Genomic DNA, 26,723 nt, shown 5'->3' with positions numbered 1-26,723 from the left:
GCTACTGCGCCACTCGGAAAGCGGAAGGGCCGATCACTCCAGGCGGGACTTCGCCCACGACAGGGCCTCTTCGTAGTCGACGGAGCCGAACACCACGAGCCCGCCGGGACCCGGGTTGACCACCAGGTCGGCCAGCTCCTGCGTCGCCACGGCGCTGGCGTAGCCGCAGCACCAGCGGGCGATCTCCTCCGCGTGCTCGGCCCAGAAGGCGTGGATGCCCTCCAGGGCGCCCTTCTGGGGTGCCTGGCGGTCGCGCTGGTCGACCACGATGGCGAAGCGGGTGTCCTCCGCGCGGGCCCGGTCGAGGACCTCGCTCAGGCCGGCGGCGAGGGAGTCGGCCTCCTCGACGGTCAGGCGGCCGCCCTGGACGGCGCGGATCAGGGGCCAGGAGGTCAGGTCGACCGAGGCGGGCATTCAGATGTCCTTGGAGTCGCTGTGGTCACGGATGAGGGCGTCGAGTTCGGCCAGGGCGCGGGCGGAGTTGGCCTTCTCCGAGCCCTGGATGCCCATGACGCCGACGGAGGTGCCGTCGGCGAAGTCGATCTTGGGCCAGGGTTCGCCGGGGACCATGCCCACGTCGATGATCTCCGGCCAGGTGCGGCGGTGGGTCCTGAGCGCGTTGACGATCGTCAGGCCCCTTTCGTCGGCGGTGACCCGCACCCGCGCCAGCAGGTGGAGGACGCCGGCGACGAGGCCCGCGAACAAGACCAGGAAGACCCGGTCGAGCCAGGTCCACGGCTCGGCCATGGCCAGCGCCATGACCACCGCGCCGATCATGATCAGCGCCGCGAAGCCGTACGCGACGAACCGCGTGCGGTGGGGGCGCCAGGTCACGGGCAGGGCCGGAGGTTTCACCCGGTCAACCTACCAGCGGCGATGGACGCCCCCACGGCGGCGGGGGGTCAGAGCCGGCGCAGCAGCAGCGCGGTCTCCAGGGCCGCGACGGTCGACTCGTAGCCCTTGTCCTCGACGCTGCCCGGCAGGCCGCTGCGGTCGAGGGCCTGGTCGAGGGTGTCGCAGGTGAGCACGCCGTTGCCGACCGGCGTCTCCTCGTCGAGCGACACCCGCGTCAGCCCCGAGGTGACCGAGTCGCAGACGTAGTCGAAGTGCGCCGTCTCGCCGCGGATGACCGCGCCGAGCGCGACGACCGCGTCGAAGCGCCGCGCCAGCGCCTGCGCCACGACCGGGATCTCCAGCGACCCCGGCACGCGCACGACCGTCGGGCTGGCCCCGCTGTCCTCACACGCCTGTACGGCACGCGCCACGAGCTGGTCGGTGATCTTCCCGTGCCAGCTGGCCGCGACGATGCCCACGCTCAGCCCGCCGGCCTCGACCGCCGCCACCGCCGGACGCCCTGCTCCACTCATGTCAGATGTCCCAATCGTTCCTGCTTGGCCTTCAGGTATCTCTCGTTGTGCGGATTGGCCGCCACCGGCATCGGCTCGCGGCCCAGCACCTTGATGCCGTAGCCGTCCATGCCGCGAAGCTTGGCCGGGTTGTTGGTGGCCAGCCTGATCGACTTGATGCCGAGGTCGGCCAGCATCTGCCCGGCGTTGGAGAACTCCCGCGCGTCGACCGGCAGGCCCAGCTCCAGGTTGGCGTCGACGGTGTCGCTGCCGTTGTCCTGCAGGCTGTAGGCCTTCAGCTTGGCCAGCAGGCCGATGCCGCGGCCCTCGTGGCCCCGGACGTAGACGACCACGCCGCGGCCCTCCTCGGCGATCATCGCCATGGCGTTGTCGAGCTGCACGCCGCAGTCGCAGCGCAGCGAGCCGAACACGTCGCCGGTCAGGCACTCGGAGTGGGCGCGGACCAGGATGTTCTCGCCGTCGGAGACGTCGCCGAGCACCAGGGCCACGTGCTCGCCGCCGTCGAGGGCGCTGGCGTAGCCGTAGGCCTCCCATTCGCCGTAGCGGTTGGGCAGCCGGGTCCTGGCGACCCTGGTGACCATGCTCTCGGTGCGGCGGCGGTAGTCGACCAGCTGCTCGATGGAGACCAGCGCCAGGTCGTGCTCGTCGGCGAAGACGCGCAGCTCGGGCAGCCTGGCCATGGTGCCGTCGTCGTTGACGATCTCGGCCAGAACCCCGGAGGGCGGCAGCCCGGCCATGCGGGACAGGTCGACCGCCGCCTCGGTGTGGCCCCGCCGTACCAGGACCCCGCCGGGCCGGTAGCGCAGCGGGAAGATGTGGCCGGGCCGGACGAGCTCGTCGGGCTCGGTGGCGGGGTCGGCCAGCGCGCGGATGGTCAGGGCGCGGTCGGCGGCCGAGATGCCGGTGGTAACGCCGTCGCGGGCGTCGACGCTGATGGTGTAGGCGGTGCGCAGCCGCTCGCGGTTCTGGTGCACCATCAGCGGCAGGCCGAGGCGGTCGAGCTCGTCGCCCTCCATCGGCACGCAGATGACGCCGCTGGTGTAGCGGATGGTGAAGGCCAGCAGCTCGGGCGTGGCCTTCGAGGCGGCGAAGATGAGGTCGCCCTCGTTCTCGCGGTTCTCGTCGTCGACCACGACGATCGGGCGGCCGCAGCGCATGTCCTCGATCGCCCGCTCGATGGAGTCGAGCATCGTCATGCCGTCACCCCCTGGGGTCGCGACTGCTTGAGCCAGTTGAAGAAGCCCACCAGGGCCAGGACGAAGAAGACGACGTAGACGGAGCCGTTGAAGTAGATGCCGCCGCGGAAGGCGACCGGCACGCCGACGAGGTCGACCAGGATCCAGATGAGCCAGAACTCCACCAGCGCCTTGCTCATCGCCCAGGTGGCGACCACGCCGCCGACGAAGATGTAGGCGTCGGCCGCGATGAGGAAGTAGCGCTCCGGCGGCTCGGAGTACTGACCCCATGACCAGCCGGTGACGTAGAACAGCACCCAGAACAGCACCGTGCCCCCGACGAGCGCGATCAGCATGCCGACGCGCTCGCGCCTGGTGCCCTGGCGGATGACCAGCTCGCCCTCGTCGCGGATGCCGCGCTGCCACTTGACGAAGCCGTAGACGGCCAGGCCGGCCATCATGATGTTCTTCAGCACGCTGCCGGTCGCCGGGATGGTGGCGTAGGCCATGGCCAGCAGCACCGCGGCGACGAACTGGATCGGCCAGTTCCAGATGGACTTGCGCATCGCCAGCACGACCGGGACCAGGGCGGCCAGGCTGCCCACGAAGTCGGTCCACAGGACGTGCAGGCCGAACAGGTCGAATCCCCACTCCGCCCAGTTCATCGCGCCACCAGCTTCTCAACGTACTTCGCGATCACGTCGACCTCGAGGTTGACCTGCTCGCCCGGTTGCTTGGCGCCCAGGTTCGTCAGCTGCAGCGTGGTCGGGATCAGGCTGATCCCGAAGCTGGTCGCGTCGACCTTGGTCACGGTGAGGCTCACCCCGTCGACGGCGATCGAGCCCTTCTCCACCACATAACGGTTCAAGTCGGCGGGCAGGGCGACGGTGACGTCGTCCCAGTGCTCGCCCGGCTCCCTGGCCAGGATCGTGCCCACCCCGTCGACATGGCCCTGCATGATGTGCCCGCCCAGCCGCTGGTCGGCCCGTACGGCACGCTCGAGGTTGACCTTCGAGCCGCTCGCGAGCCCGCCGAGCGAGCTGCGCTCCAGGGTCTCCCTCATCACGTCGACCGTGAAGACCTCGCCCTCGACGGTCACCACGGTCAGGCACACGCCGTTGACCGCGATGGAGTCGCCGTGCCCGGCGTCGCCGGTCACGATCTTGCCTCGCACGGCCAGCCGGGCGGCCTCGCCCAGCTGTTCCAGGGCGACGACCTCGCCCTGCTCTTCCACGATTCCGGTGAACATCACCGCTCCTTCATCTCTAGGGGGTGCGCGATGATCCGCAGATCCGGCCCGATCAGCCGGAAGTCCTGGTAGTGCCATCGGTGGACGTCGGCGATGGTGCCGACGCCCGCCCGGCCCACCGCCGCCCGGCCCTCGCCCAGGAAGGCCGGGGCGAGGTAGGCGACGACTCTGTCGATCAGCCCGTCTCTCAGGAAGGAACCCGCCAGGGTCGCCCCTCCTTCCAGGAACACGCTGACCACTCCCCTGCCGGCCAGCTCCTTGAGCAGGGCGCGCAGGTCGAGGCCGTGTTCGGTCCTGGGCAGGCGGACCAGGTCGGCGTCGAGGCGGGCGTCGGCGTCGTCGGCGACCGCCACCAGGGTGGGCGCCTGACCGTCGAGGACCCTGGCCGCGGGCGGGGTGCGGCCGTCGGCGTCGACCACGACGCGCAGGAGAGGCTTGCCCGGACCCGGGGCGCGCTGCCGCGCGGGGTGCGGTGCGGGGCGGGCGGTCAGCTGGGGGTCGTCGGCCAGGATCGTGCCGATCCCGGCCACGATGGCGTCGGCCTCGGCCCTGAGCCGGTGCACGTCGGCGCGCGCCTCGGGGGAGGTGATCCACTGGCTGGTGCCGTCGGCCGCGGCCGAGCGTCCGTCGAGGGTGGCGGCGAACTTCCAGGTGACGTACGGCCTGCCGAGCCGTACGGAGGTCAGCCATTCGACGTTGACCTCCTCGGCCCGCTCCGCCAGCAGGCCCTGCTCGACCGTCACCCCGTGGGCGCGCAGCCGGTCGGCGCCTCCCCTGGCGCGGGGGTTGGGGTCGGCGACGGCGTGGACGACCCTGGCGATCCCGGCGGCCAGCAGCGCCTCGGAGCACGGCCCCGTTCGTCCGGTGTGGTCGCAGGGTTCGAGGGTGACGTAGGCGGTGCCGCCGCGGGCCAGCTCGCCGGCCTGGCTCAGGGCGGCGATCTCGGCGTGCGGGCCGCCGGCGTAGGCGTGGAAGCCCTCGCCCGCGACGTCGCCTGAGGCGGTGGTGATGACGCACCCGACGACGGGGTTGGGGCTGGTGGTGCCGCGCCCGAGGGCGGCCAGCGCGACGGCGCGCGCCATGTGCGCCTCGTCGTTCGCGGCCCACGAGGGCGGCGGGGACAGCGGGGGCAGGGTCGGGGACGCGTCGGCTGTGGGACCGGTGGGACCGGTGGAATCGGCCACCCCTGGACCTCCTCGTTACGCAAGGAGCGGTCCCCGGGGTCACATAAGGGTGCCAAAGCACCACAGCGGCGCCCAGCCTGCACGGCTGGACACCTGCGCGCTTCCTCCCATCCGGACTTTAACCGTCGGTCCCGGAATTCCACCGGGTCAACCGGCCGATGGCATCGGCCGGGTCGCGGACTGTCACCGCCGGTTCGGACTTTCACCGACCCCGGAGCACGCTAGCTCTGTTCTTCCACACAGTGTGCCACGCCGCTCCCAGAGGTCGCGACGCACCCCCATCCTGATACCAAGCGGTCGCTTGGTCAAGCGGCCATGAGCTTCCTGGCGCGCTTGGCGTCCGGGGCGTAGCGCACCTGAGGGGGCACGAAACTGAGCCCGGCGTGCAGGCTGCGCAGGGTGGCGGTGGCCCACAGGTCGCCGACGGGCGTGGCGGGCAGGCCGTACAGGCGCCGGGCCCAGCGCGGCAGCGTGGCGAAGGCCAGCAGCGTCAGCGCGGGCAGCACCGGCTTGAGCGGCGCCAGGTAGACCGGCAGCGGCGCGTTCAGCGACAGCCGCAGCGGATGCGCCGCCTCCGGCACGAACCGCAGACCGGGCCGCGCGTCGTCGATGTAGGCCCGGAGCGAGGCCACGTCGCCGGGCACCGTCGAGGGGTCGATCCCGACGACCTCGGCGGCCGCCCGCCATTCCAGGACGAACCGGTCGGCGTCGGCGTCGGACAGCCGCACCCCGGCCCGACGGGCGACCGACAGGTAGGAGTCGACCTCGCCAACGTGCACCCAGCGCAGCGCCTCCGGCTCGTCGAGGCGGTGGCGCAGCCCGGTGTCGGGATCGTCGAAGCCGAGCGTGGCGTGGATCCTGCGCACCCGGCTCCCGGCCCGCTCGACCTCGGCGCGCGTGCCGTAGGTCCTGACCCGGACGAACTCGGTGGTGCGCAGGAAGCGCGACCACGCCTCGCGCGGGTCCATCAGGGCGGAGTTCTGAAGCACGCCCCGCATCGCCCAGGGGTGCAGCCCCTGCATCAGCAGCGCGCGGAAGCCACCCACCAGAAGGATCGGCTCCCCCATCACCCGCCAGGTGACCGACTCGGGACCGAACAGTCCGTGATCCATTCTGACACCTCCTGTAAGTAAAACGTTACCCCGTTTCGCGGTAAGTCACACTCCGGTGCAGGACACGTCACGGACTCCGGATGATGAGCCGGTATCGTCCGCGCCCGGTCACAATTCCGTGATGTGTTTCACAGGCCGCGAGAACGATGTCATCGTGCGCATCATGGCGACCGTCGCGCTGCCGGAAACGGCCGAGCCATTAGTGACCATCGGGCTTTCACCAGGGAGGATCGCCTGGCGACGATTCAAGAGAAATCGCACAGGGGTATTCTGCTTTTTCGTCTCGGCGACCTTCTTCATTATCGCCGCGACCGCGCCCCTGATTTCCATGGCGTACGGAAAGAATGCCCATGAAAGGTATGGGTACCGGCTTCTCGACGCCAGCGGATATCCGCCCCCTCCGACCGGGGGCATGAGCCCTGAGTTCTGGCTCGGCATCGAGCCAGGCCTCGGCCGCGACGTGTTCATGCAGCTGGTCTTCGGCATCCGCACCTCGCTCGCCATCGCCCTGATCGCCACGGTGGGCCTGATGCTGATCGGCATCACGGTCGGCATCGCGGCGGGCTACCTGGGCGGCAGGACCGACTACTGGGCCGGCCGGGTGATCGACGTGCTGCTGGCCTTCCCGAGCCAGCTCATGCTGATCGCCCTGGTGCCGGTGGTCGACAGCATGCTGGTCGGGCCCGAGGAGGCCACGCCCACGTGGCTGCGCTTCGCGACCCTGTGCATCGTGCTCACCGCGCTGGGCTGGGCCGGCAGCGCGCGCATCCTGCGCTCTCAGGTGCTCAGCCTGCGCGAGCGGGAGTTCGTGGAGGCGGCCAAGGTCAGCGGCGCCTCCCCGGCGCGCATCATCTTCCGCGAGATCCTGCCGAACCTGTGGTCGCCGATCATCGTGCTGGCCACCTGGCAGCTGCCGATCCTGGTGGGCGTCGAGGCGGGGCTCGGCTTCCTCGGGGTGGGGCTGGGTCCCGACGTGCCGGACTGGGGCCGGATGTTCCTGGAGGGCGTGCAGTACTACCACCTGGACTTCCCGTACCTCCTCTGGCCGGGCCTGGCCATGTTGATCTTCATCGTCTGCTTCAACCTCATGGGCGACGCCATCCGCGACGCCCTGGACCCGAAAACCAAGGGGCTGTGATGAGAAACAGAGCGTTAGCCGTCCTGGCCGCGGGGGCCCTGGTCCTGGCGGGGTGCGCCAAGGGAGGCGGCGCACCCCAGTCCCAGGCCACCCAGCCGCCGGCGATGCCGACCGCCACCTCCGAGTCGAAGGTGGCCGGCATCAAGGTGGGCGGCGCCGCCGACTCGCAGGGACCGGCCACCGAGGTCTCCGGCGCCAAACGCGGCGGCACGATCACCGGCCTGTTCAGCGTCGGCCCCGCCCACCTGGACCCCGGGCAGATCTACTACTCCGACCAGTCGCAGATCGCCGGCCTGATCAGCCGCGGCCTGATCGGCTTCAAGCAGCAGCGCGACGGCAACATCCTGATCGTCGGCGACCTGGCCACCGACACCGGCGCCAGCAGCGACGGCGGCAAGACCTGGACCTTCACCCTCAAGGACGGCGTCAAGTGGGAGGACGGCTCGCCGATCACCTCCGAGGACGTGAAGTGGAGCTTCGAGCGCCTCTACGACCCGGTGATCAACCAGGGACCCACCTACGTCCAGCAGTGGCTGGTGGGCTCCAAGGACTACCGCGCCAAGTACCCGGGGCCCTACAAGAGCGGCGAAGGGCTGAAGACCATCGAGACGCCTGACGCCAAGACCGTCGTCTTCCACCTCGACAAGCAGCACGGCGACTTCAACATGGCGCTGGGCATGCCCGGCTACGCGATCGTGCCCAAGAAGCACACCCAGGACGTGAAGGACGAGAAGAACTACGACAAGCGGCCGCACGCCAGCGGGCCGTACCGGATCGTCAAGCACACGCCCGACAAGTCGATGGAGATGGAGCGCAACCCGAACTGGGATCCGGCCACCGACCCGATCCGCAACGCCTACCCCGACCGGTGGACGTTCGAGTTCGGCGTGACCGTCCAGCAGGCCACCGACCGCTTCATCGCCGACAGCGGCGAGGACCAGTACGCCGTCAACATCTTCGGCCTGGGGCCCGAGCGGCTGCCCGAGGTGGTGGCCGACCCCGAACTGATGAAGCGCGCCATCACCGGCATCACGCCCTTCACGGAGTACTGGGCGATCAACACCAAGCGGATCACCGACCCCAAGGTGCGCGAGGCGCTGATCAGGGCCTGGCCGATGGGCGCGATCCACAAGCTCGCCGGCGGCGACATGGGCTTCGGCTACCTGGGCACGACGATCATGAGCCCGACGGGAGTGGGCTTCCGCAAGTTCGACGTCTGGGGCCAGCTCGACAAGCCCGACGGCGACGTCGAGGCGGCCAAGAAGCTCCTGGCCGAGGCGGGCGAGCAGAACCCGACCATCGTCTACGCCTACGCCAACCGGCCGCTGCAGCAGAAGATCGCGGTGCTCGTGCAGGAGGCGCTGACCAAGGCCGGCTTCAAGTACGTCGGCAAGGAGATCGACGCCAACAGCTGGGGCGACACGATCGGCCAGGTCGACAAGGCCATCGACGTGCACCGCTCGGGCTGGGGCGCCGACTGGCCCGACGGCCAGACCGTGCTGCCGCCGCTGTTCGATGGCCGCCTGGTCGCCGACGGGGCCAGCAACTACTCCAACTACGACAACCCCGAGGTCAACAAGGCCATCGACGAGGCCGACAAGCTCGCCACCGCCGAGGAGCGCGGCGCCGCCTGGTCGAAGATCGACGAGATGATCGTCAAGGACGCGGCGCTCATCCCCGGCTTCTACCTGACCTACATCGACATGCGCGGATCCAAGGTCTGGGCGGAGATGGACTACTACTGGGGCGGCACCAACCTGCTGACCGCCTACGTCAACGAGTAAACAGCCGAGCGTGCGGCCCCGACCTCCTCCCCGGGGCCGCATTCCCCCTGGAGCGACATGATCCGTTTCCTCCTGCGGCGGCTGGTCAGCGCCGTCGGCATCGTCATGGTGGTCGCCGCCACCGTCTTCCTGCTCTTCTACGCCCTGCCCCGCGACCCGGCCCGCGCCTTCTGCGGCAAGCTGTGCCTGCCGGAGAACCTGAAGCTGCTGCGCCACGAGATGGGCATGGACCTGCCGATCTGGCAGCAGTTCCTGGCCTGGGCCCAGGGCGTCGTGGTCGGACGCGACTTCCCCGGGGTCGGGCGCTGCGAGGCCCCCTGCTTCGGCTACTCCTTCGCCAAGGGCGAGTGGGTCACCGAGACCGTGCTGGACCGCCTGCCCGTCACCGTCTCGCTCAGCCTCGGCGGCGCGGTCGTCATCCTGACCGTCGGCATCGGCGCGGGCATGCTGGCCGCCGCCAAGCGCGGCACCTGGATCGACTCGCTGGCCACGTCACTGTCGAACATCGGCGGCGGCATGCAGATCTTCTTCGTCGGCCCGCTCATGGTCTTCGTGCTCAGCGACACCCTCGGCCTGCTGCCCAGGCCCCGCTACACCGAGTTCGGCGACAACCCGGCCAAGTGGTTCATCGGCCTGCTCATCCCGTGGATCGCTCTGTCGGTCATCTTCTACTCCAACTACACCCGCCTGACCCGGTCGATGCTGCTGGAGCAGTTCAACGAGGACTACGTCCGTACGGCACGCGCCAAGGGCATGTCCCGCCGCACCACGTTCTTCCGCTTCGCCTGGCGCGGCGCGATGATCCCGGTGGTCACCCAGTTCGGCATCGACCTGGGCGTGCTGCTCGGCGGGGCGATCGTCACCGAGCTCACCTTCGGCCTGCACGGCCTGGGCGAGCTGGTCACCCAGGCCTTCACCAACACCGACCTGCCCATGCTGCTGGGCATCACCGTGCTGAGCGCGGGCGCCATCGTGATGATCAACGTGGTGGTGGACGCCCTGTACGCCGTCATCGACCCCAGGGTGCGCCTGTCATGATCCCCGACCCTTCCTTCCTGACCGTCCGTGACCTCTACGTGCAGTTCAAGACCGAGGACGGCGTCGTCAAGGCGGTCGACGGCCTGTCGTTCGGCCTGGACCGCGGCCGGACCCTCGGCATCGTCGGCGAGTCGGGCTCCGGCAAGTCGGTGACCAGCATGGCCGTCATGGGCCTGCATGACCCCCGCTACTCGGAGGTCTCCGGCGAGGTGTGGCTCGACGGGGAGAACCTGCTGACCGCCACGCCCCGGCGCATGGAGGCGCTGCGCGGCAGGAAGGTCGCCATGATCTTCCAGGACTCCCTGAGCTCGCTGTCGCCGTTCCACACGGTCGGCGGCCAGATCGGCGAGGTACTGGCCAAGCACACGGGGGCCAGCAGGCGCGAGGCCCGCGAGCGGGCGATCGAGATGCTCGCCAGGGTCGGCATCCCCCAGCCCAAGCTGCGGGTCGACGCCTACCCGCACGAGTTCTCCGGCGGCATGCGCCAGCGCGCGATGATCGCGATGGCGCTGGTGTGCGACCCGGAACTGGTGATCGCCGACGAGCCCACCACCGCGCTCGACGTCACCGTGCAGGCCCAGATCCTCGACCTGCTCAAGGCGCTGCAGGAGGAGACCGGCAGCGCGATCATCATGATCACCCACGACCTCGGGGTCATCGCCGACATCGCCGACGACGTCATGGTGATGTACGCGGGACGCGCGATCGAGCGCGGCACCCGGCGCGAGGTGCTCAAGACCCCCGGCCACCCCTACACCTGGGGGCTGCTCGCCTCGATGCCGCACCTGGCCACCGACCCCGACAGCCCGCTGCGCCCGGTGCGCGGCACCCCGCCCAGCCTGCTCACCCTGCCCTCCGGCTGCCCGTTCCACCCGCGCTGCGACTTCGCCGACCGGGTGCCGGTGGACCTGTGCAGGACCGAGCGGCCCGACCTGCATCCGCGCTCCGGGCACTCCAGCGCGTGCTACCTGTCCCAGACCGTGAAGGACCGGATCCGTGGCTGAGCCCCTCCTGCAGCTCACCGAGCTGACCAAGCACTTCCCGCTCAAGCGGCGGCGCGTCGTGGTGCACGCGGTCGACGGCATCAGCCTGTCGATCGGCGAGCACGAGTCGCTCGGCCTGGTCGGCGAGTCGGGATGCGGCAAGTCCACCGCCGGCCGCCTGGTGGCCCGGCTCCAGGAACCGACCTCCGGCACCGTCTCCTACCGCGGCCAGGACATCAGCCACTGGAGCAGGCGGCGCATGCGTCCCATCCGCTCCGAGATCCAGATGATCTTCCAGGACCCGTACGCGTCACTGAACCCCCGTCACACCGTGGGCACGATCATCGGCGGGCCCATGGAGGTCAACGGGCTGCGGCCCACCGAGCGCGGGATCAAGGAACTGCTGGAGATCGTCGGGCTCAACCCCGAGCACTACAACCGTTTCCCCCACGAGTTCTCCGGCGGCCAGCGCCAGCGCATCGGCGTGGCCAGGGCGCTGGCGCTCAACCCTCGGCTGATCGTCGCCGACGAGCCCGTCTCCGCCCTGGACGTCTCCATCCAGGCCCAGGTGGTCAACCTGCTGCAGCGGCTGCGCAGGGAGCTGGGGATCGCCTTCCTGTTCATCGCCCACGACCTGGCCGTGGTGCGGCACTTCTCGCAGCGGGTCGCGGTCATGTATCTCGGCAAGATCGTCGAGATCGGCGACCGGGACTCGCTCTACGAGCGGCCCCGGCACCCCTACACCCACGCCCTGCTGTCGGCCGTGCCCGACCCTGACCCCGACACGCCGCGCCGCGAGCGCATCAGGCTGGCCGGAGACGTGCCGAGCCCGGTCAACCCGCCCAGCGGATGCCGCTTCCGCACCCGCTGCTGGAAGGCGCAGGACAGGTGCGCCCTGGAGGAGCCACCTCTCGTACGGCTCGGCGGCAACGCAGAAGGGCACCTGACCGCCTGTCACTTCCCGGAGGCGCCCACGACCCACGGCTCAGACGTCGTCCTGGACCCCGCCCTGAGCTAGCGCCCTCAGCTTGTCGATCGCCGCGGCGGGGTCGGCGGCGCCGTAGACCGCGCTGCCGGCGACGAAGGTGTCGGCGCCCGCCTCGGCGCACCGCTCGATGGTCTCCTCCGACACCCCGCCGTCGATCTGCAGCCAGATCTCGCCCCCGTGGCGGTCGATGAGCTCACGGGTGCGCCTGATCTTGGGCAGCACCAGGTCGAGGAAGCTCTGCCCGCCGAAGCCCGGCTCGACGGTCATCAGCAGCAGCATGTCGATCTCGCCGAGCAGGTCTTCGTACGGCTCGATCGGCGTGGCGGGGCTGAGCGCGAAGCCCGAGCGGGCGCCCTGCTTGCGGATCTCGCGCAGGGTGCGCACCGGCGCCCTGGCCGCCTCGGCGTGGATGGTCACGCTGCCCACGCCGGCCTCGGCGTAGGCGGGCGCCCACCGGTCGGGCTCGGCGATCATCAGGTGGCAGTCGAGGGGCGTGCCGGTCGACTTGAGCAGCGACTCCACCACGGGCAGCCCGAGCGTCAGGTTGGGCACGAAGTGGTAGTCCATGACGTCGACGTGCAGCCAGTCGGCGTTGGGCACGCGCGCCGCCTCGTCGGCCAGCCGGGCGAAGTCGGCGGACAGGATGCTGGGAAATATCTGCATGGCCATGATGGATCCGAGTCTAGGGCGCGGGCGCCCCGATCTTCTCGCGGGTCATGAGTCCCAGCGCGATGAAGGTCAGGGGGGCGCCCAGCTGCACCCACAGGGAGATCGCGGCATAGCGGAGATATCGCCAGGCGCTGTCGTCGGGGAGCAGTTCGCGCGTGCCGTACCAGAGCAGGGCGACCACCGCCGAGCCGAGCGCCCAGCGCAGCACGCGCTGCCAGGCCGGGCCCGCGGTGGTGAACCAGCCCAGCCGCCACATGAACGCGACGCCGGCGAGCATGCCGAGCGCCGAGCCCGACAGGGCGACCATGTAGTCGAGGTTCTCCGGGTCGATCCGCCCCGCCGCCGCCCACGCCTGCGGCAGCGTCCAGCCTTCGTGCGGCAGGTTGGCCAGCACCGCGGCGCCGATCATGACGCCCGACACGGCGGCGGCGAACAGCAGCTGCGCGCCCAGCGACCGGGCGAGCCACCAGCGCGTGACGCGCCCTTCGAGCCCCAGGACGGCCAGCAGCACGCCGAGGCCGAGCAGCACGCCCAGGACGACGTCGGAGATGAAGTGCACGCCCAGGTAGACCCGCGACAGTGCGATCAGCGCGGTGATCACGCCCGCGGCCCACCACGCCCACCGGGCCCCCGGCCGCCGCACCAGGCTCGCCAGGGCGCCCCACGTGGCCGTGGCGATCTGGGCGTGCCCCGAGGGCATGCCGAACTGCTCCTCGACGCCCAGCGGGCGGATCCTGGCGTCGATCCAGTACGGCCTGGGCGCGTGGAAAAGCAGCTTGCCCACCAGGTTCGTGGAGGCGCTCGCCAGCACCACCACGCCCATCAGCAGGCCGGCGCGCGGGCTGACGCACCAGTAGAAGAGCGGCAGCAGGAACAGGAAGAAGGTCTCCGTCCCGAACAGCGACACGAACTCCATCACCGGCTCCAGGGCCGCGGGCAGGCTCTGGAGCCAGACGATGGGGTCGAGTTCGGCGGCGCGCAGGTCGTCGAGGGGGCTCACGCCGTGATGGCATCACACGAGGGCTCGCCTCAGGCAAGCCTTCGTCCCCGAACTGTGACCTAACGCTTGCTTGTTTTCCGGAGGATGGCCAGGAACATCGCGTCCGTCCCGTGCCGGTGCGGCCAGAACTGCGCGTGCGGGCCCGGGCCCAGATCCCCGACCTCGGGCAGGTAGGCGCGGGCGTCGAGCTGCTCCAGCTCCGGATGGCGCTTGAGGACGTCGGAGACGACCACCCGCGTCTCGGCCAGGTGGGGCGAGCAGGTGACGTAGGCCAGCACGCCTCCGGGGCGCAGCGAGGCGACCGCGCTGTCGAGCAGGGCACGCTGGAGCTTCGTCAGGTCGGGCACGCTGCGCGCGTCGCGCCGCCAGCGCGCCTCCGGACGCCGCCGCAGCGCGCCCAGGCCGGTGCAGGGGGCGTCGAGCATGACGCGGTCGAAGACGCCCTGGCGCCACGAGGGCTCGGTGCCGTCGGCGGTGATCACCGCCGCCTCGCGGGTGGTCTCCCACACCAGGCGGGCACGATGGTGCTGCGAATCGGCGGCCACGAGATGGGCACCACCGGGGAAGGCCCGGATGCCACCGGACCCGCCGTCGGAGGCTCTCTTCTCCCGCTCCAGCCCCGCCTCGTCGCCGTAGGCGGCGATGGCGTCGAGCAGGCCCGCCTTGCCGCCGGGGCCCGCGCACATGTCGAGCCACAACCGGTCGGACCCCTCCAGCGGCACCCTGGCCAGCGCCAGAGCCACCAGCTGGCTCGCTTCGTCCTGCACCGCCGCCCGGTAGGCCGCCACCGCCGGGATCCTGCCCGGGTCGCCCTCCGGCAGGTAGGCCGCGTACGGCGAATACCGCCCCGGCTCGGCGCCCGACTCCTCCAGCTCGGCCACGTCGCTGCGGCCGGGCCGCGCGACCAGGGTCACCGTCGGCCGGGCGTTGTCGGCCTCCAGCAGCTCGGGCAGCCGGGCGTCGTCGCCCAGGGCGTCGCGGAAGGCGGCCACCACCCAGCGCGGATGGCTGTAGGTGACGGCCAGGTGGCCGAGCAGGTCGGCCTCCTTCGAGGGGGCCACGATCGGCAGCCACTCGTCGATCGTGCGGGCCGCGATCTTGCGCAGCACCGCGTTGACGAACTTCGCCGCGCCCTGGCCGATGCGCAGCCGGACGAGGTCGACCGTCGTGCCCACGGCCGCGTGCGGGGGCACCCGCATGCGCAGGAGCTGGTGGGCGCCCAGGCGCAGCGCGTCGAGCACCTCGGGGTCGGGGTCGCGGTCGACACAGGTGGCGATGATCTTGTCGTAGGAGCCGAGGCCGCGCAGCGTGCCGTACGCCAGCTCGGTGGCCAGGGCGGCGTCGCGCCCGCCGAGCCCGCGGTCGCGCAGGAGCCTGGGCATCAGCAGGTTGGCGTAGGCGTCGCGCTCGTCGACGGCTCGCAGCAGGTCGTAGGCGGCGTTGCGCGCCTCGTCACGCACCGGCTTGCCCGGCCGCCGCGCACCGCCCCGCTGACCAGAACCGCCGCCTCCCTGCTTGAAACCGCCGCTCCGCTGACCAGAGCCTCCGCCCCGCTGGCCGGAACCGCTGCTCGGCTGACCAGAGCCGCCGCTCCGCTGGCCCTGCCTCCGGCGCTCGCCGGATCCCCCCGGTGATCTTTCCATCAGCCCAGCCGATCCTCGGGCGCGAGCCGTACGCCGCGTGCCCACTCCACCGCGCTCATCACCCTCTTGCCCTGCGCCTGAACGTCACTGAGCTCGACCGGGTGGGTGGCGGTGCCGACCAGCACCGACTTCTTCGACGCCAGGATCTCCCCCGGCGCGAGCCGCTCCCCCTCGGGCGCGAGCCGTACAGGGCCGAGCTTGACCCGCTGACCGCGGAACTCCGCCCACGCGCCCGGGTTCGGCGTGCACGCCCGCACCAGCCGGTCGACCCGCATGGCCGGCGCGGTGAAGTCGGCGTGAGCGTCGTCGACGCCGATCTTGCCGGCGTAGGACACCCCGTCGAGCGGCTGCGCGCGGGCCTCGAGCGCGCCGTCCTCCACGCCGTCGAGGGTGGCGGCCAGCAGCCCCGCACCGGAGATCGACAGCCGCTCCAGCAGCTCGCCGCTGGTGTCGGTGGGCCGGATCTCCTCGGTGACCACGCCGTAGACGGGCCCGGCGTCGAGCTCCTTGACGATCTGGAAGGTGCACGCCCCGGTGATCTCGTCGCCGTGGAGCACGGCGTGCTGCACGGGCGCGGCGCCACGCCAGGCGGGCAGGATCGAGAAGTGCAGGTTGATCCAGCCGTGGCGCGGGATGTCGAGGGCCGACTGCGGCAGCAGCGCGCCGTAGGCGACGACCGGGCAGCAGTCGGGGCCGATCTCCCGCAGCCGCTCCTGGAAGGCGGGGTCGGAGGCCTTGGCCGGGCGCAGCACCTCGATGCCCGACTCCTCGGCCAGTTGCGCCACCGGCGACGGGTGCACCTTGCGCCCGCGTCCCGACTGCGCGTCGGGACGCGTGACGACGGCGACGACCTCGTGCCGCGGCGAGTCGATGAGGGCACGCAGCGACGGCAGGGCCGTCTCGGGAGTGCCCGCGAAGACGAGTCTCACAGGGCCCGCCCGCCGGTGGCGTGCGGCGACAGCTTGAAAGCCGGCGCCGGGGCGCCGGCCCACTCGGCCTCGCGGATCGCCTTCATGGCCAGCTTGCGCTGCTTGAGGTCCATGCGGTCGATGAACAGGATGCCGTCGAGGTGATCGGTCTCGTGCTGGAAGCAGCGGGCCATCAGGTCGGTGCCCTCGAGCACGACCGGCTCGCCGTGCATGTCGAAGCCCTTGGCGACGGCTCGTACGGCACGCGGGGTGGGATACGCCAGGCCGGGGAAGGACAGGCAGCCCTCCTCCCCCTCCTCGTCGAGCTCCTCGGACAGGTCGAGGTCAGGGTTGATCAGGTGGCCGAGCTGGTCGTCGACGTAGTAGGTGAACACGCGCAGCCCCACACCGATCTGCGGAGCGGCCAGGCCTGCGCCCGGAGCGTCCATCATCGTGTCGGTGAGGTCTTTGACCAGCTTGCGCAGCTCCTTGTCGAAGTCGACGACCGGAGCCGCAGGGGTGCGCAACACCGGGTCTCCGAACAGCCGGATCGCCTGGATCGCCAAGGGAACCTCTCTCTCGTCGGAATCGAACCCCTACAGCTTAAGCGGCCCCAGCGATCTGGCCTTCATCGCGGCCTTGCGCGCGGCCTTGGCCACCACCTGGTCATCGTGGTGGGAGGCGAGCAGGTCGAGCACCGCCAGCGTGTCGGGATGGTCGACGGAGGGCAGCTGGGCGACCAGGCCGGGCAGGTCCTCGTCGAGGCCGCCGAGCGTGCCGGGCGCGTCGGACAGGTAGAGCAGCGCGGCGAGGGTGTCGACCGCGAGCCAGGCGTGGTCGTCGGGGGTCAGCGACGGCGCGTCGAGGTCGCGGATGTGCAGCCAGGAGGCGGCGTAGCGCCACAGCAGCGGCTCGGTGAGCGCCGCCCGCAGGGGGCCCTCCGCCTCGGGGCCGAGCTCGTCGAGGACGGTGCCGGCCGCGCCGCGTTCGCCCGCGTTGCCGTACGCCGCGATGGCCGTCAGGTCGCGGGCCGCCTCGAGCGGCGAGCGGCGCTCCAGCCAGGAGGCGACGGCGCTCGGCGTGACGCCGCCGGCGACCATCGCCGCGACCAGCTCGGAGGCGTCGAGCTCGGCGAAGACCCTGACCTGGGCGGCGGTGGGCGCGTCGTGGCCCTCGCGGCGCAGGTCCTGGCGGACCGCCCAGGTGCCGAGCGGGGTGAGCCTGATGCGGCTGCCCGACGCGATCGGCTCGCCCGTCGTCTCGACCAGCCCGCAGTAGGCCAGCAACTCCAGGGCGGAGGTCAGCTCGCGCAGGATCGACTCGCCCTTGTACGGCCCGCAGGCCACCTCGTGCGACTGCAGGATGCCCTTGGCCAGGACCGGCACCGACACCCCTGTGCGCACGGAGTAGATGGTGGCCAGCGTCTCGGCCAGGTGCTCGTCGATGACGGCCGAGCCGGTCAGCCCCTCGTCGGCGCGGTCGAGGACGTCCATGACCACGCCGTCCCAGAACTCCAGCGTGGCCTCCACGCCCTTGCCGAACGTGAACGGCCCCGGCACGGCCTGCTGGCGGGTGATGCGCAGCAGGCCGGTGTTGACCGCCACGACCCACATCAGCCGCAGCCACTCGGGCCGCAGCCCCAGCTCTTCGACGGCCCGCGCGGCGTCGGCCTCCGGCAGCAGCGCCTGCGGGCCGACGGGCCGGGTGCCGGTCCATCGGGCCAGGGCGACCGCGTCCACCACCAGCGGCACCCCCGGCACCCGAGCGGCCAGCTCGGCGTCGGCGGCCAGCTCGACCGGGGGGAAGCTCAGCTTCTCGCAGGCTGCGCAGCCGCAGCCTTCTCCGGTGGGCCTGCGCAGGTCGATGACGTTGTTTGCCACCCAGGAAACTTACATCACTTCAGTAACAGGCTCACCCGATCGCCCGAGAGCGGGCCTTGAACGCGGCCTTTCTGGCAGCTTTTGCCACAGTGCCGTCGGGAAGGGAACGGCCCAGCAACTCCAGAACCTCGACCACGTCGGGGTGGTCGACCCGCCACATCTCCTCGATCATATGCGCGGGCGGTCCGGAGGCCGCCATGTTCTCGGCGAACATCTCGGGGTCGTCCTCGGCCGCGGGCATCGCCAGGGCGAGCATGTCGACGCTCACCCACAGGAGCTCCTGCTGGGTCAGCGCGGGCGCGGGCAGGCCGCGCGCGCTGAGCCAGTGGATGGCGTGCGGGCGCAGCTCCGGGTCGCCCAGGCAGGAGCGTACGGCGGGCTCGGCCTCCTTGCCGAGGCGGTCGACGATGGTGATCGCGATGCCGCGCGCCACGGCGGGCGCGCCCGAGGCGGTGCCGAGCAGCTCGTCGGCGGCCTCGGCGGGCGTGCGGCCCTCCAGCCAGCGCCGGATGTCCTCCTCGGCCAGCTCGGTGGGTATGCCCTGCAGCAGCCCCTCGATCAGCCCCATCGCGTCGGCGTCGGCCAGGTCGGGCGCCTCGGGAGAGTGCATGCCGCGTTCGAGGTAGAGTTCGCGCAGCCCCCAGACGGCCAGCGGGGTCAGCGCCACCGTCTCGTCGTCGAGCGCGACCAGCCCGGCGTGCACCAGGCCCGCCACGGCCCTGTCGACCTCGACGGGACCCACCTCGACGATCTCCTCCAGGTATTCGGCGATCAGCGCCACCGGCACCGGCACCTGCAGGCGGAAGAGCATGTCGAACAGGTCGTACAGCTCGGCGTCGGCCTGCTCGTTGCCGGTGATCTCGCCGCCGGTGTCGTGCTCCAGCAGGAACTCCACCGTGGCCGCCCAGCGGTCGAGCGGATCGGTGACGCCGTCGAGGTGCTCGTCGAGCCGTCCGGGCCTCTCACCTGCCAGCAGCGGCACCTCGCGGGCCGCCGCCACCAGCTCCGGCAGGGGCGCCAGCCGTACGGCGGGCAGCGGCGAGCAACCCGGGCAGTCGCAGTCGGACTGCTGCTGGGGCTGCTCCCCCGACGGGATGGAGATCGGCTGCTCCAGCGACTCGGGGCCGATGGAGCTGAACAGGCTCTTGGTCATGCCGAAGTTCGACTCGTCGGCCAGCGCCTCGGGCAGCCTGACCGCGATGTCGTCGAGCCGCACGCGCATCGCCACGGCGGTCTCCGGGCCGGTGTGGCCCTCGGCGCACAGGAAGTCGACCAGCGTGCGCGCCGCCGCGACGGTCTCCGGAGCGCTCTCCGGCGGGGCGATGACCTTGCGGGGGTAGATGGACAGCAGGAGTTCGTCGAAGGTCGCCGGGGTGAAATCGGCCAGTTGCTCGGCCTTGAGGTAGTCGCTGGCGTAGTCGCACAACAACCGGATCTCGTCGGCATCCACCTCGACGCCGCCGGCCCGCCCCCATGCTCGTAGGTCGTCGATGGCTCTGTTCACCCAATCGATGGACACAGGGGCACGCTAACGGGTTACCGCCATGCCCGCGAATCGGGGAAAACGACTAAATCAGGTCGAGTGGGTCGACACTCACCCTCACGACGTCAGGCGCCTTTCTGGCCGCACGCACCCCACTGGCCCCCTTGAGCGCCGCCGCCAACGCCGCACCCTCCTGTCTCGGCACCCTCACCATCATGCGTTCCTGGTCGTCACCGACCATGACGGGGCCCAGGACCTCGGCGTTCGGCGGCAGGCGTGTCTCCTCCAGCATCTGCCGCAACGCGGGCGCGCCGCCCGTGAGCGTCGCCATGCGGACGGCAGGCGGGAACCCCAGCTCGGCCCGCTCGGCCAGCTCCCGCTCCGCGTGCGTGATCGGATCCCAGCGGATCAGAGCCTGCGTCACCGGGAGCGCGGCGTCGGCCATGATGACCAGCTCCGCCGCCGGGCGCATCAGCGCGGCGGCGTTCATCCAGCGGCGCAGCGCCTCCTCCGAGGCGCGCAGATCCGCCCTGCCCAGCATCGACCAGCCGTCGAGCAGCACGACGGCCGCGTAACCACCCTCCGGGGACGGCTCGGCGCCCGGCGTGGCCACCACGAGCGCCGGCTTCGAGCCGATCGTGGCCAGGACGCCGTCGCGGCCCGACGTCTTCACCTGGACGGAGGGGAAGGCGCGGCCGAGCTCCTCGGCGGTGCGCCTGGCCCCGACGACGACGGCCCGCACCCGGCCCCCGCCGCACGCCGGACACCGCCACGCGGCGTCGACCCGGCCGCACCAGCGGCAGTAGGGGGCGGCATGACCCGCCCTGAGGGCCAGGGGGCCGTGGCAGATCTGCTCGCCGCGGGGGGTTGCGCCGAGAGCGTAGCCGTCACCCTCGGCGCCGTGCCCGCCTTCCTCGTCACGCCGCCGGCCGGCCGCCTCGCCGCCCGAGCCGTGATCGCCGGACTCCCGGCCGCTCCCCCTCGCGGCCCCTCGCTGCGGGTCAGGGTCAAGGCCGGGCAGGCCCAGCGCGAGGGCCGCCGGCGAGCCGGAGGGCGCATCGGACGGCGAGCCGGGCACCGCAGCGGTCGACTGAGGCCGCCCGGTCTGCTCGTGGCGGCCGGTCGGCTCCTGGCGTCCCCCGAGCTCCTGCCGTCCGCCGGGCTCCTGGCGGCTCTGGCGGGTCGGGGGCTGGTTGCAGCGGGCAGGGGCGCGGCAGTGCTGGCAGGCGATCACCGGGACGTACCCCCGCCGCGGCACCTGGATCAGCACCGGCCCCTGCTCCAGCCCCTCCTTCAGCACCTTCCACGCCAGGCTGGGCAGCCGGGCCGCCCTGGCCGCCTGGTCCTTGGCCAGCTCGGCGTCCTCACCCGCGGGCCGTACCCTCGGGGCGACCGCCCTGATCGTCTCGCGGCGGGCGACGATCTGCCGCGCCCAGCCGGTGGCGACGAGCTGCGTGGCCTCCGCCGTACGGGCGTGGCCGCCGATCAGCATCGCCGCGCCCGTGCGGTGCGCGCGCAGGGCCAGCACCTCGCGCGCGTGAGGGTACGGCGCCAGCCGCTCGGCATGCAGGTCGTCGCCGTCGTCCCAGATCGCCGCCAGGCCGAGCTCCACGACGGGCGCGAAGGCGGCGGCCCGCGTGCCGACGACGGCCCGCACCTCGCCCCTCAGCACCTTCAGCCAGCGCCGGTACCGCTCGGCCGGACCCAGCTGCGCGGTGAGCGCCACGTGCCTGCCGGGGCCCAGATGCTCGGTGAGGACCTCGTCGAGGTAGGCGACGTCCTTGCCGTCGGGCACCACGACCACCGCGCCCCTGCCGCCCGCCAGCGTCGCCCGCACGGCCTCCGCCACCGGCCGCGCCCAGCACCGGCCGGGCAGCGCGTTCCAGACGGCCCGGGGGGCCCTGCCGTGCTCCAGGGCATCGAGGAAGGAGGGGCCCATGGGGTATTCGTCCCACGCACTGGCCTCAGCGGCGCCCTCGGCACTCGGCCCCTCGGCCACACTCGCCTCGGCACCGCTCTCTGCCGTTTCGCCGGCGCCACCGGAAGCCGCGGCATCGCTGCCCGTCCCTTGACCTCGCCCCTCGTCACGACCCAGGTCACCAGCCTCGCCCGAGGCGTCTCCGGAGGGGGCGGTGGAGGCGGGGCCGGTGGAGGCGGGGCCGGTGGAGGCGGGGCCGGTGGAGGCGGGGCCGGTGGAGGCGGGGCCGGTGGAGGCGGAGGTGGGGGCGGATCCGGAGGTGGGGGCGGTGGAGGCGGGGAGGGCGGAGGAGGCCGGGGCCAAGGAGGCGGCGGCCAAGGAGGCGGCGTCGTCGTTGGCGGCAGGGGCAGCCGGATGCGAGGCGACCGGAGCCGAAACGCCCCGTCCCGCGTCCTGCTTCGGCGCCTGCTTCGCCGCCTCCGTCTCCACCCGGGCGTGGCGTGGCGGGACGGCCAGGCGGAGGACGTCGGCGAGGGTGCCCGCGTAGCGGTCGGCCACACCGCGCGCCAGTCCCGCGATCTCCGGCGTCAGCACCACCTCGGGCGAGATCACCCGCTCGAGCGGCGTCAGCCGTCCCTCGTGGTCGCTTCGCTCCACCCGCTCCAGCAGGTACCCGTCGGTGAGCTTGCCGGCGAACCGCACGCGCACCCGCACGCCCGGCCGGGCGACGTCGTCGAGGGTCTGCGGCACCAGGTAGTCGAAGGTCCTGTCGAGGTGGGGCAGCGGGTTGTCGACGGCGACCCGGGCGACCGGCAGCCTCTCGGCCGCGACCACCGCCCCCTTGGCACTGGTCTTGCCGCGTACGGCTTCAAGGGGTAGGAGGGCGTCGTCGGTCACGGGAAAGGTCTACCAGACCCCGCCATGATCGATTGCCAACCGCCACCGGCGCGCGCTTGCCGTACCCGATCGCGTGGGCACAACGGAAGGAGCCGCACCCCGGCTCCGGGGTGCGGCTCCTTCGGCGAGACGAGCGGGTTACAGGCCGGCGGCCTGGCGCAGGGTGTCGGCGCGGTCGGTCGACTCCCAGGAGAAGCCCTCGCGGCCGAAGTGGCCGTAGGCGGCGGTCTCGGAGTAGATCGGGCGCAGCAGGTCGAGGTCACGGATGATCGCGGCCGGGCGAAGGTCGAAGACCGTGAGCACGGCCGCCTGGATCTTCTCCACGGCGACCTTCTCGGTGCCGAAGGTCTCGACGAACAGGCCGACGGGGTGCGCCTTGCCGATGGCGTAGGCGACCTGGACCTCGCAGCGGTCGGCGAGGCCGGCGGCGACGACGTTCTTGGCGACCCAGCGCATGGCGTAGGCGGCCGAGCGGTCGACCTTCGACGGGTCCTTGCCGGAGAAGGCGCCGCCGCCGTGGCGGGCCATGCCGCCGTAGGTGTCGACGATGATCTTGCGGCCGGTGAGGCCGGCGTCGCCCATCGGGCCGCCGATCTCGAAGCGCCCGGTCGGGTTGACCAGCAGGCGGTAGCCCTCGGTGTCGATGCCGACGTCCTTGAGCACGAAGTCGACCACGTGCTCCTTGATGTCGGGGGTCAGCATCTCGCGCAGGTCGATCTCGGCGGCGTGCTGCGTGGAGACGACGACGGTGTCGAGGCGGACGGGCTTGTCGCCGTCGTACTCGATGGTGACCTGGGTCTTGCCGTCGGGGCGGAGGTAGGGCACGGTGCCGGACTTGCGCACGTCGGACAGGCGGCGGGCGAGCTTGTGCGACAGCAGGATCGGCAGCGGCATCAGCTCGGCGGTCTCGTTCGTCGCGTAGCCGAACATGAGGCCCTGGTCGCCGGCGCCCTGGCGGTCGAGCTCGTCGCCGGCGCCCTCCTCGCGGTGCTCGTGGGCGTCGTCGACGCCCTGGGCGATGTCGGGCGACTGCGCGCCGATGGACACCGACACGCCGCAGGAGGCGCCGTCGAAGCCCTTGTGGGAGGCGTCGTAGCCGATGCCCAGGATGGTCTCGCGGATGAGCGCGGGAATGTCGACGTAGGTCTCGGTCGTCACCTCGCCCGCGACGTGGACCTGCCCGGTGGTGATCAGCGTCTCGACGGCGACCCGGCTCTTGGGGTCGTCCTTGAGCATGGCGTCGAGAATCGCGTCACTGATCTGGTCGGCGATCTTGTCCGGGTGGCCCTCTGTGACCGACTCGGAAGTGAACAGGCGACGTGACAACTCAGTGGCTCCTCATGCAGCGGCTGCTGACGGTTTGTAACGCCTGCGGCGGGTTGACCGGCGCCCCTCCGTCGAATCAGGCTTCGCCGAAGTGTAGCCGTACCCCGGGACGCGTAGCGAAATCGTCCAGATACCGATCCCCCGTGGATTCACAGATCGGGCAGGGGATCGGGCGGAAGCGTCTCCGGGGCGAACACCTCCGCGTCTGCGGCGCAGACGACGGCAGCGTACTCCTCGTCTATCTCGAGCGTCATCGGTCCCACCTCGATCAGCGGGCCGGGGCCGTACAGGAGTGGTCCCAGCCGCGTCTCCCTGGGGTAGGTCGCGTAGACGGAGACGGGCCGGTCGGCGCGCAGCATCCGGGTGGCCAGGACGCGCACGAAGCGGGAGGTCACCACGACGAGGAAGCTGGTCATTCCCGGCGGCCCCGTCGACAGGGCCGGGAAGACGTAGCGGATCTCCTCGTCACGGCTGAGGAAGGTACGGCAACGATCTCTGATAGTGGAGCTCACCGGCATGCACTGTCCCCCTTTGGCCCAGTATCCGTAGCCGGGCCAGGGGGTGCAACAGCTGATCAGATAAGTGGAATGTCCGGATCCGGCCTGTCAGGACAGCCGCGCGGTGACCTGGTCCCAGACCGCGTCGGCCACGTCGTCCTTGGGGCCGCGCGGCACCTCCACCGGCTGCCCGCCAGCCACCAGGACGGTCGCGGCGTTGTCGGGAGTGCCGAACGCGAGGCCGCCGCCGACCTGGTTGACCACGAGGAGGTCGCAGCCCTTGCGCTCGAGCTTGGCCTGGCCGTTGGCGAGCACGTCGTCGGTCTCGGCGGCGAACCCCACGATCACGCGCGGGTACGGCACGCCGTCGCGGCGTCGCTCGCCCAGCTCCGCGAGGATGTCCGGATTCTTCACCAGCTCGATGGGGTCGGGTTCGCCCGCGGTCTTCTTGATCTTCGAGCCGCGCGGATCCGCCGGGCGGAAGTCCGCCACCGCGGCGGCCATCACCACCACGTCGGCCGAGGCCGACGCGGCCAGCACCGCCTCGCGCAGCTCCAGCGCCGACTCCACGCGCACCACCTTCGCACCCGCCGGATCGGGCAGCGCCACGTTGGCCGCGACGAGCACCACCTCGGCCCCGCGCGCGGCAGCCGTACGGGCCAGCGCGTACCCCTGCAGGCCCGAGGAGCGGTTGCCGATGAAGCGCACCGGGTCGATCGCCTCGCGCGTGCCTCCCGCGGAGATCACGACCGTACGGCCGGCGAGATCCTGGGGCGCGCCGCGCAGGATGCGCGAGCACACCTCGAAGATCGACGACGGGTCGGGAAGCCGGCCGGGGCCGGTGTCCTTGCCGGTCAGGCGGCCGACGGCCGGATCGATCACGATCGCGCCGCGAGAGCGCAGCGTCTCCACGTTGGCCCTGGTCGCGGGGTGCTCCCACATCTCGGTGTGCATCGCGGGCGCGAACACGACCGGGCAGCGGGCGGTGAGCAGGGTGTTGGTGAGCAGGTCGCCCGCCAGGCCGTGCGCGGCCTTGGCGAGGATGTCGGCGGTGGCGGGGGCGACCACGACGAGGTCGGCCTCCTGGCCGATGCGCACGTGCGGCACCTCGTGGACCGAGTCCCACACGTCGGTCGTGACCGGCTGGCCGGACAGGGCGGCCCAGGTGGGCTCGCCGACGAAACGCAGAGCGTCGCGGGTGGGCACCACCCGGACCCGGTGGCCGGACTCGGTGAAGTGGCGCAGCAGCTCGCACGCCTTGTAGGCGGCGATGCCGGCTCCTACTCCCAGCACGACGTTCTTCACTGCGAGGTCCTCCTCCGTGTCACCGCCCGCGCGGGCCTCCGCCTATGCGTGAGGCTTCCGAGCCCAGCCAACCATCGCCGGCGACCCGATGGTCACCCGGCCCCGGGGAATGGGGGTGACGAGGGCGCGGCCCAAGGGGTATGAGCGCCAGACGGGCGTGGGGCGAGCGCGCAGCGCGGGGAGCGGACGGAGACCCCGGGCACAGCGAAGCCCGGTGGCGTCGGCCACCGGGCGTCTGTGGAGCCAGGCTCAGACCGCGCCTTCGATGGGCTCGGCGGTGAGCAGCCCCTCGGAGATCTCGCGCAGCGCGATCGAGAGCGGCTTCTCCTGGGCGTGGGTCTCGACCAGCGGTCCCACGTACTCCAGCAGGCCCTCGCCCAGCTGGGAGTAGTAAGCGTTGATCTGGCGCGCCCGCTTCGCACCCATGATCACCAGGGAGTACTTGCTGTCGACGATGTCGAGCAGCGTGTCGATGGGCGGGTTGGTGATGCCCTCGGCCACCGGGACAATGCCTGCCACGTGCGTCAGACCTCTCGGTTGGAAGCGATAGTGACCGCGGATGGGTCAGTCATCAAGGCTATCAGCTGCACGCATACATCGTGGACGTCCGTGTTGACCAGCGTGGTGTCGAACTCGGGCTCGGCGGCCATCTCGACGCGTCCAGCCTCGAGGCGGCGGGCGATGACGTCGTCGGGCTCGGTGCCCCGGCCGCGCAGCCGCTTCTCGAGCTCTTCCCAGGTGGGCGGGGCGAGGAAGACGAGCAGCGCCTCCGGCATGCTCTGCCGTACCTGGCGCGCGCCCTGGAGGTCGATCTCCAGCAGCGTGGGCACGCCCGCGGCGAGCTTGTCGAGCACGGGGCGGCGCGGCGTGCCGTACCGGTTGCCCGCGAACTCCGCCCACTCGAGGAGTTCGCCGCTCGCGACGAGGCGGTCGAACTCGGGGTCGTCGGCGAAGAAGTACTCCACCCCGTGCTGCTCGCCGGGGCGGGGTTTCCTGGTGGTCACCGAGACCGACAGCCACACCTCGGGGTGTGCCCTGCGGATCTCGGCGACGACCGTGGACTTGCCGACGCCCGACGGACCGGACAGGACCGTCAGGCGTCTTGAGGGAGAGAAGTCACCAATGATGGAACCTTCGGTCACTTCTCCTACCCCCATGTACTGCTAGCGCTTGTGGTGC

The 26,723-nt window shown here is 71.6% G+C and carries 27 protein-coding genes and 1 riboswitch; of the genes, 5 read left to right on the top strand and 22 right to left on the bottom strand.

Annotated features, from left to right (window positions below; translation table 11 throughout):
• Positions 1-33: 33 nt before the first annotated feature.
• The 9 genes from ACIBH1_RS08825 to ACIBH1_RS08785 form a co-directional block, all read right to left on the bottom strand.
• Positions 34-414, bottom strand: coding sequence for a hypothetical protein (locus tag ACIBH1_RS08825; RefSeq protein WP_397313018.1), 381 nt, complete (start codon positions 412-414; stop codon positions 34-36).
• On the bottom strand, positions 415-855 hold the full coding sequence (locus ACIBH1_RS08820) for a PH domain-containing protein (RefSeq protein WP_397313017.1): 441 nt from the start codon (positions 853-855) through the stop codon (positions 415-417). It abuts the gene before it with no gap.
• Positions 856-902: 47 nt separating this feature from the next.
• A complete protein-coding gene (gene ribH, locus ACIBH1_RS08815) occupies positions 903-1,367 on the bottom strand; it encodes a 6,7-dimethyl-8-ribityllumazine synthase (RefSeq protein ID WP_397313015.1) in 465 nt (154 codons plus the stop codon).
• Positions 1,364-2,563 (bottom strand): bifunctional 3,4-dihydroxy-2-butanone-4-phosphate synthase/GTP cyclohydrolase II, encoded by a 1,200-nt coding sequence (locus ACIBH1_RS08810; RefSeq protein WP_397313014.1) that lies wholly within the window; start codon positions 2,561-2,563, stop codon positions 1,364-1,366. The genes ribH and ACIBH1_RS08810 overlap by 4 nt, the downstream gene beginning before the upstream one ends.
• Complete coding sequence (gene pnuC, locus ACIBH1_RS08805) at positions 2,560-3,207, bottom strand: nicotinamide riboside transporter PnuC (protein WP_397313013.1); 648 nt, start codon at positions 3,205-3,207, stop codon at positions 2,560-2,562. Before pnuC ends, ACIBH1_RS08810 begins: the two co-directional genes overlap by 4 nt.
• On the bottom strand, positions 3,204-3,791 hold the full coding sequence (locus ACIBH1_RS08800; protein ID WP_397313012.1) for a riboflavin synthase: 588 nt from the start codon (positions 3,789-3,791) through the stop codon (positions 3,204-3,206). Before ACIBH1_RS08800 ends, pnuC begins: the two co-directional genes overlap by 4 nt.
• Positions 3,791-4,975 carry a bifunctional diaminohydroxyphosphoribosylaminopyrimidine deaminase/5-amino-6-(5-phosphoribosylamino)uracil reductase RibD gene (gene ribD / locus ACIBH1_RS08795; protein WP_397313011.1) on the bottom strand — a complete coding sequence of 395 codons (1,185 nt, stop codon included), beginning with the start codon at positions 4,973-4,975 and terminating at the stop codon, positions 3,791-3,793. Before ribD ends, ACIBH1_RS08800 begins: the two co-directional genes overlap by 1 nt.
• 93 nt (positions 4,976-5,068) lie before the next feature.
• A riboswitch (FMN riboswitch) is annotated at positions 5,069-5,199 on the bottom strand.
• Between the two features lie 81 nt (positions 5,200-5,280).
• Positions 5,281-6,087, bottom strand: a complete 807-nt coding sequence (locus ACIBH1_RS08790; RefSeq protein ID WP_397313010.1) for an oxygenase MpaB family protein — start codon at positions 6,085-6,087, stop codon at positions 5,281-5,283.
• Positions 6,088-6,195: 108 nt separating this feature from the next.
• Positions 6,196-6,417 carry a hypothetical protein gene (locus ACIBH1_RS08785; RefSeq protein WP_397313111.1) on the bottom strand — a complete coding sequence of 74 codons (222 nt, stop codon included), beginning with the start codon at positions 6,415-6,417 and terminating at the stop codon, positions 6,196-6,198.
• On the opposite strand from ACIBH1_RS08785, the gene ACIBH1_RS08780 reads away from it, so the two are divergent.
• The 5 genes from ACIBH1_RS08780 to ACIBH1_RS08760 are packed head-to-tail and all read left to right on the top strand — an operon-like array spanning position 6,317 to position 12,048.
• Positions 6,317-7,225: an ABC transporter permease gene (locus ACIBH1_RS08780; protein ID WP_397313107.1), complete on the top strand. Its 909-nt coding sequence runs from the start codon at positions 6,317-6,319 to the stop codon at positions 7,223-7,225. The genes ACIBH1_RS08785 and ACIBH1_RS08780 overlap by 101 nt on opposite strands.
• Positions 7,225-9,009: an ABC transporter substrate-binding protein gene (locus tag ACIBH1_RS08775; RefSeq protein ID WP_397313009.1), complete on the top strand. Its 1,785-nt coding sequence runs from the start codon at positions 7,225-7,227 to the stop codon at positions 9,007-9,009. The genes ACIBH1_RS08780 and ACIBH1_RS08775 overlap by 1 nt, the downstream gene beginning before the upstream one ends.
• A 57-nt stretch (positions 9,010-9,066) precedes the next feature.
• Positions 9,067-10,047, top strand: a complete 981-nt coding sequence (locus ACIBH1_RS08770) for an ABC transporter permease (protein WP_397313008.1) — start codon at positions 9,067-9,069, stop codon at positions 10,045-10,047.
• Positions 10,044-11,051, top strand: coding sequence for an ABC transporter ATP-binding protein (locus tag ACIBH1_RS08765; RefSeq protein ID WP_397313007.1), 1,008 nt, complete (start codon positions 10,044-10,046; stop codon positions 11,049-11,051). Before ACIBH1_RS08770 ends, ACIBH1_RS08765 begins: the two co-directional genes overlap by 4 nt.
• Complete coding sequence (locus ACIBH1_RS08760) at positions 11,044-12,048, top strand: ABC transporter ATP-binding protein (RefSeq protein ID WP_397313005.1); 1,005 nt, start codon at positions 11,044-11,046, stop codon at positions 12,046-12,048. The genes ACIBH1_RS08765 and ACIBH1_RS08760 overlap by 8 nt, the downstream gene beginning before the upstream one ends.
• Here ACIBH1_RS08760 and rpe read toward each other — a convergent pair.
• The 13 genes from rpe to gmk form a co-directional block, all read right to left on the bottom strand.
• Positions 12,016-12,687 (bottom strand): ribulose-phosphate 3-epimerase, encoded by a 672-nt coding sequence (gene rpe / locus ACIBH1_RS08755; RefSeq protein ID WP_397313004.1) that lies wholly within the window; start codon positions 12,685-12,687, stop codon positions 12,016-12,018. The genes ACIBH1_RS08760 and rpe overlap by 33 nt on opposite strands.
• Positions 12,688-12,700: 13 nt before the next feature.
• Positions 12,701-13,687, bottom strand: a complete 987-nt coding sequence (locus ACIBH1_RS08750) for a phosphatase PAP2 family protein (RefSeq protein WP_397313003.1) — start codon at positions 13,685-13,687, stop codon at positions 12,701-12,703.
• Between the two features lie 59 nt (positions 13,688-13,746).
• A complete protein-coding gene (locus ACIBH1_RS08745; protein ID WP_397313002.1) occupies positions 13,747-15,330 on the bottom strand; it encodes an RsmB/NOP family class I SAM-dependent RNA methyltransferase in 1,584 nt (527 codons plus the stop codon).
• Positions 15,330-16,259, bottom strand: coding sequence for a methionyl-tRNA formyltransferase (gene fmt, locus ACIBH1_RS08740; RefSeq protein ID WP_397313001.1), 930 nt, complete (start codon positions 16,257-16,259; stop codon positions 15,330-15,332). Before fmt ends, ACIBH1_RS08745 begins: the two co-directional genes overlap by 1 nt.
• Positions 16,256-16,804, bottom strand: a complete 549-nt coding sequence (gene def, locus ACIBH1_RS08735) for a peptide deformylase (RefSeq protein ID WP_397312999.1) — start codon at positions 16,802-16,804, stop codon at positions 16,256-16,258. Before def ends, fmt begins: the two co-directional genes overlap by 4 nt.
• Positions 16,805-16,834: 30 nt before the next feature.
• Positions 16,835-18,118, bottom strand: coding sequence for a hypothetical protein (locus ACIBH1_RS08730; protein ID WP_397312998.1), 1,284 nt, complete (start codon positions 18,116-18,118; stop codon positions 16,835-16,837).
• A gap of 31 nt (positions 18,119-18,149) precedes the next feature.
• Complete coding sequence (locus ACIBH1_RS08725; protein WP_397312997.1) at positions 18,150-19,637, bottom strand: hypothetical protein; 1,488 nt, start codon at positions 19,635-19,637, stop codon at positions 18,150-18,152.
• Between the two features lie 49 nt (positions 19,638-19,686).
• Complete coding sequence (locus tag ACIBH1_RS08720; protein ID WP_397312996.1) at positions 19,687-22,416, bottom strand: primosomal protein N'; 2,730 nt, start codon at positions 22,414-22,416, stop codon at positions 19,687-19,689.
• A gap of 138 nt (positions 22,417-22,554) precedes the next feature.
• The gene (gene metK, locus ACIBH1_RS08715) at positions 22,555-23,742 is read right to left on the bottom strand and encodes a methionine adenosyltransferase (protein WP_397312994.1); all 1,188 of its coding nucleotides are present in this window, start codon (positions 23,740-23,742) and stop codon (positions 22,555-22,557) included.
• 149 nt (positions 23,743-23,891) lie between these two features.
• Complete coding sequence (locus tag ACIBH1_RS08710; RefSeq protein ID WP_397312993.1) at positions 23,892-24,260, bottom strand: hypothetical protein; 369 nt, start codon at positions 24,258-24,260, stop codon at positions 23,892-23,894.
• 87 nt (positions 24,261-24,347) lie between these two features.
• Entirely contained in the window at positions 24,348-25,544 is a 1,197-nt protein-coding gene (gene coaBC / locus ACIBH1_RS08705) for a bifunctional phosphopantothenoylcysteine decarboxylase/phosphopantothenate--cysteine ligase CoaBC (protein ID WP_397312992.1), read from the bottom strand.
• A gap of 249 nt (positions 25,545-25,793) precedes the next feature.
• Complete coding sequence (rpoZ, locus tag ACIBH1_RS08700; protein ID WP_181608406.1) at positions 25,794-26,063, bottom strand: DNA-directed RNA polymerase subunit omega; 270 nt, start codon at positions 26,061-26,063, stop codon at positions 25,794-25,796.
• A 5-nt stretch (positions 26,064-26,068) separates the two neighbouring features.
• Positions 26,069-26,701 carry a guanylate kinase gene (gmk, locus tag ACIBH1_RS08695; RefSeq protein ID WP_397312991.1) on the bottom strand — a complete coding sequence of 211 codons (633 nt, stop codon included), beginning with the start codon at positions 26,699-26,701 and terminating at the stop codon, positions 26,069-26,071.
• Positions 26,702-26,723 lie beyond the last annotated feature (22 nt).

Source organism: Nonomuraea sp. NPDC050663, from assembly GCF_044456985.1.
Taxonomy (GTDB): Bacteria; Actinomycetota; Actinomycetes; order Streptosporangiales; family Streptosporangiaceae; genus Nonomuraea.
Note: the sequence above shows the minus strand (reverse complement) of the source record. Positions and strands in the feature narration are given on the sequence as shown.